The organism is Gilvimarinus sp. 1_MG-2023 (genome assembly GCF_030548285.1).
On sequence record NZ_JAUOSC010001216.1, the window covers coordinates 1 to 260 of the forward strand.

The 260-nt window shown below is 55.0% G+C and carries 1 protein-coding gene; it reads right to left on the minus strand.

What is annotated here, in order from left to right; all coding sequences use genetic code 11:
- A partial coding sequence (gene nadA / locus Q4563_RS20730; protein WP_303605859.1) for a quinolinate synthase NadA occupies window positions 1-260 on the minus strand: 260 nt, incomplete at both ends.

The window sequence follows — 260 nt, forward strand, 5'->3', positions numbered from 1 at the left end:
CACCAGAATCGCGGCATCCGGATATACCAGCCGCAAATCCTGCAAGCCCTTGGCCTTGAATTCATCATGGACGATGCATTCGCTGTCCCAGAGAATCATATCCGCACCGGTCTCCCGGCACACATAATCCCCAAGATGACGATCAGGTGCCCAGATCAGTTTTTCACCCTTGCCGTGTAAATAGTTCACCACATCCAGCGCAATACTGGAGGTCACCACCCAATCGGCACGGGCTTTCACCGCCGCCGAGGTATTGGCGT